The organism is Paraburkholderia sp. SG-MS1 (assembly GCF_012275575.1).
GTDB lineage: Bacteria > Pseudomonadota > Gammaproteobacteria > Burkholderiales > Burkholderiaceae > Paraburkholderia.
In genome coordinates this window covers 1-3,934 of sequence record NZ_NPIH01000053.1, presented here as the reverse complement: position 1 = coordinate 3,934, position 3,934 = coordinate 1, and the positions used below count along the sequence as shown (strand labels likewise).

Here is a 3,934-nt window from a genome sequence, read left to right as displayed (position 1 = left end):
GCATGCCAAGCGTTTCGCGAAACAGCACCTTGAAATGCGGCACGCTCAGATGGGCGAGCGCGGCCAGTTCGCTCAGCGTGAGACGCTGGTCCAGGTGCGCGTCGATAAACTCGATCACCCGCGCTGCCGTCCCCGGCGCGAGCGTGCGGCGCCTGTCATCGAGCGCCGGCGCGCCGCCGATCAGGCGCACCACCATCGCGGTGCACAGGCTCTCGGCGTAAAGCGGATCGGAGGCATCGTCTGCTTCGAGCTCCGCGCGCAATGCCCACGCGAGATGCTGGAAGCGCGGGTCGCGCATCTGGAACTGCGGACGCAGCTGCGCGCGGCCCGGCTTCAACGCGAGTTGTTCGACGGTTCGCTGCGCAAACTCTTCGCCGATCCACACGCTGAAAATCGTGCAGGCGGCGTCGTCGCTCCATTGGCCGTCGAGCCCTGCCGGAACCACGTCCGCATCGCCGTGTGCCTGGATTCGCACGTGACGGCGCTCGTTGCACAGGCAGCGCGCCCTCACCGGCGCACCGACATGCACGCCCACCCGATGATGTTCGAGCGCCGGTATGCGGTGCAGCCCGGCCGACACGTTGATCAGTTCTGCGCCGAAACCCTGCCAGCCGAGGCTCTTGCTGGAGCGCACGGCGATCCGGGACCCACTGTGCGGTTGTAGTTGCGGTATCGGCGTCACGGCGTTCATGGTGTCCCTCGTGGATGGCGGCACAGCGAACGAGCATTGTCCTGCGTTTTACCTGGGCTCGCCTGGCGCTACGAAATTCGACGCGCGTCGCGCGCCGTGCTCCTGAAAAACGATCATCCGGATCTGCGCGGAATCATCCTTGCCTGCGCGCGGGCGAGGGGCCACGTCCCTAAGATCGCCGCATACCGGTCGATTCTGGGGAGTGCAACGTGTTCGTGATTTTTGGAAGTGCCGGCCACGTGGGCCGGGTGAGTGCAGCGGCCTTGCGTCGCGCGGGCCGCGACGTGCGCGCGGTGGTTCGCAACGAGGCGCAAGGTGCACCGCTCGCGGCGATCGGCTGCGAGATCGCCGTCGCCGATCTGAACGACGCAGCCTCGGTGGCGCGTGCGATCGACGGGGCGCATGCCGTGCAGATGCTGTGTCCGCTGCCGCGCGCGCATGTCGATCCCGCAGCGGCAATGCGGCAGATGATCGATGTCAGTGTGGCCGCCTTGCGGGCCGCTGCGCCGCCGCGCGTGCTCGCGCTATCCGATTACGGCGCCGAACATCGTCACGGCACGGGTATCACGACGCTGTTCCATTACCTCGAAACGCAATTGCGCGGCATCGACGCAGAACTGACGTTTCTACGCGCCGCTGAGCACATGCACAACTGGGCCCGCGTGTTGCCAATGGCGCTTGCCAACGGCGTGCTGCCGAGCTTGCATCATCCGTTGGACAAGCTGTTTCCGACCGTCGCCGCAGAAGATGTGGGGGTGCTGGCCGCCGAACTGCTGCTCGATACTTCCGTTCCCCAAACACTGCCGCGTGTCGTGAGCGTTGAAAGCGATCGGCGCGTCAGCGCGCTGGACGTGGCGCGCACGCTTGCTGAAGTGTCAGGCCGGCCGGTCGCCGCGCGGGAAGTGCCGCGTGGCGAGTGGGCCAACGTACTGCGGCACGCCGGACTCGGCGAACGTCACGCGCGCCTGATCGCCGATCTGTACGACGCGCACAACGCGGGTCGTATCGATGTAGAAGCAGAGGTCAGCGAGCGGCGCCTGGGCGCGACGCCGCTCGCGCAGGTGCTGGCGGCGCTGCTGCCGGGCATGAGCGCGACTGCGGCGCGCTGAGTGGTTACTCCCACTGAAGGAGAGACAGCATGCAAACCTGCCCTGTGCTACGCGCATCACGCCACGACGCATCGCATGAGGCGGCGGCCTGCCCCACTTCATCGACGCGTGCGAGCCGCGCCACACAACGTTGGCTGACGGTAGCGACGACGCTCGCGGGATGGCTTGGCGGGCGCGCCTTGCGAGACCTGCTCGACGCGATTCCCGACAGCAATGATGATTTCGGTCTGTTCTGAAGCGCAGCGGTGCGCATTCCCCATGCATGGCATCCGACCCACGCAGCATCCCGACGATTCCGCTGCTGCAACGCCGGCGGCCGCCCTGCGAAGGCAATCGCCAGACGTCCTTGATTTATTCATTTACCTTTGGCGCTACTGCACAAAGGTTGTGGACATATGGCCCAAAGCGGAGCACTTTATACTCAGACGTGAAGGCCGACACTCGCGTCATTGATTGAACGTTCAAGGTCGATCCCTATATATAGCATTCCTATATGTCGAGGCCATTCTGAAATGTCGGGGTGCCGGCTATTTACAGATGTCGTGGTTTTGACGTTGGATGTGAATCCGTCTTTGAGGGTTGACTCTCACGTAGCGTTGAAGAACAGCGTCTGACCGGGCAGGGCGTGTCAGTGCGTTCAGCGGGTCTTTGCAGACCGACAGCCAGGTTTTTGAAGACATCATCGGCTGCTGTGCGATCTGCACGATCACCTCATTGACGTCGGCCCGCGTGAACTCACACTGCTTCTTCGTGCCCGGCTTTCTCTGGTCACGTTCGACTGCCAGCCCACGATTCGTGCGCGATGGCGAGCCCGACGCGCGCCGGTCAACACGTTGCGCCTGCAGGGCCTGCGCCACCTGCAGCGCGTGCCCGAGCCGCTTGCGCTCGATTACCGCGCCCTGGTCGATCTCAGCGAGCCGGTCATAGGGGACCCAGGTCAGAGCCGCGCCATCCGCCCGGACCCCGATGCGCCCGTCCGGATACTCCCAGACGTCGATATACCGGTGAACGAGCTTGCGGTTTGCCACCGTATCCTCGAGCAGGTACATCGCCCGGTCATACTGCACCGTCAGTGACTTCGTCACGCGGCGCAGTTCGCGCCAGGTCAGCAGGGCGTCCAGATCCTCATCTTCCCGCAGTGGCCGGTGCGCGTCGCACGTGCTCCTGGGAGGCTTCGCGAAGCGCACGTTATAGGCGGTAATAAAGGCGGGCGCATACGCATTGGCGGCCTCAATGGTGCTGATGTCGCGCAGCCGCAGCTCCTTGACCAGCCTGTCCTGCAGCGTCAGGTGCGCCCGCTCACACGGCCCTTCGCGGAACTGCTGTTCGCGCACCACGTGTCGATGTTCAGCTCGTACATCGCGCGCCCGAAATGCGTCACGCCCCGGTCACCGGTCTGCGTGTGCGTCGGCCGGAACACGCTGGCCCTGTCGCTGTACAACGCGACCGGCTTGCCGTACTGCTGCAGATACGCGCGCGTGGCCTCGAAGTAGCTGAAGGTCGACTCGGTCGCCGTGAAGTGCAGTGCCATCAGCCGGCTCGTCGCCTCGCCCACATGGACCAGCAGCGTGCATTGCGGCGCGCGGTCCTCGAACCACGGATGCTCGCTGCCGTCGATCTGCACCGGTTCGCCCAGACACGCGCGGCGCGCCCGCGGCTGGTAGATCTTCGGCGGCCGCTGCCGGCGCGGAATCCACAGTCCGGCGTCGGTCATCAGGTGGCGTACGGTTTCCTTCGATAGTGTGATCCCATGGCATTCGTGCAGCTTCTCGCACGCCAGTGTCGGCCCGAAGTCGGCATAGCGCTCACGGATGATCGCCAGCGCCCGTACGGCCAGCCCTTCGTCCAGCTTCCGGTTGCCGGGACGGCTGCGTCGGCCTGAGCACAGACCGGCTGCGCCCAAGGCACGGTAGCGCACAGTCAGCCGTTCAACCTGGCGCACGCTCAACCCCAGGCGTTCAGCCGCACGTCCGGGCTTCAGTCCCATCTCGACAATCGCCTGGACCATCTTCAACCGGTCGAGTTCGCGCATGTTCAGTGTCACCAGTTCGGCTTGACGCATGCTGGGCTCGCGCAGTCCGACCGGAAACGCCCAGCATGACATCCGCTGCGAAACACGACATCTGTATCTTGC

Annotated in this window: 3 protein-coding genes and 1 pseudogene; 2 read left to right on the top strand and 2 right to left on the bottom strand. The window is 65.0% G+C overall.

The genetic code is table 11. From position 1 onward, the window contains the following. A partial coding sequence (locus CIC12_RS04090) for a helix-turn-helix transcriptional regulator (RefSeq protein WP_168662420.1) occupies window positions 1-691 on the bottom strand: 691 nt, incomplete at its 3' end. A gap of 209 nt (window positions 692-900) precedes the next feature. Here CIC12_RS04090 and CIC12_RS04085 point away from each other — a divergent pair. Together CIC12_RS04085 and CIC12_RS04080 are read left to right on the top strand one after the other, a co-directional pair. Next, window positions 901-1,800: an NmrA family NAD(P)-binding protein gene (locus CIC12_RS04085; RefSeq protein WP_168662418.1), complete on the top strand. Its 900-nt coding sequence runs from the start codon at window positions 901-903 to the stop codon at window positions 1,798-1,800. 29 nt (window positions 1,801-1,829) lie between these two features. Then, window positions 1,830-2,036 carry a hypothetical protein gene (locus CIC12_RS04080; RefSeq protein ID WP_168662417.1) on the top strand — a complete coding sequence of 69 codons (207 nt, stop codon included), beginning with the start codon at window positions 1,830-1,832 and terminating at the stop codon, window positions 2,034-2,036. A gap of 291 nt (window positions 2,037-2,327) precedes the next feature. On the opposite strand, the pseudogene CIC12_RS04075 reads toward CIC12_RS04080, so the two are convergent. Continuing rightward, window positions 2,328-3,862 (bottom strand): annotated as a pseudogene (locus CIC12_RS04075) (ISNCY family transposase). Between the last annotated feature and the right edge of the window lie 72 nt (window positions 3,863-3,934).

What these genes read in the sequence shown, in the direction of transcription:
- CIC12_RS04080 (WP_168662417.1), top strand. Translation starts at nt 1,830, where the DNA reads ATGCAAACCTGCCCTGTGCTACGCGCATCACGCCACGACGCATCGCAT.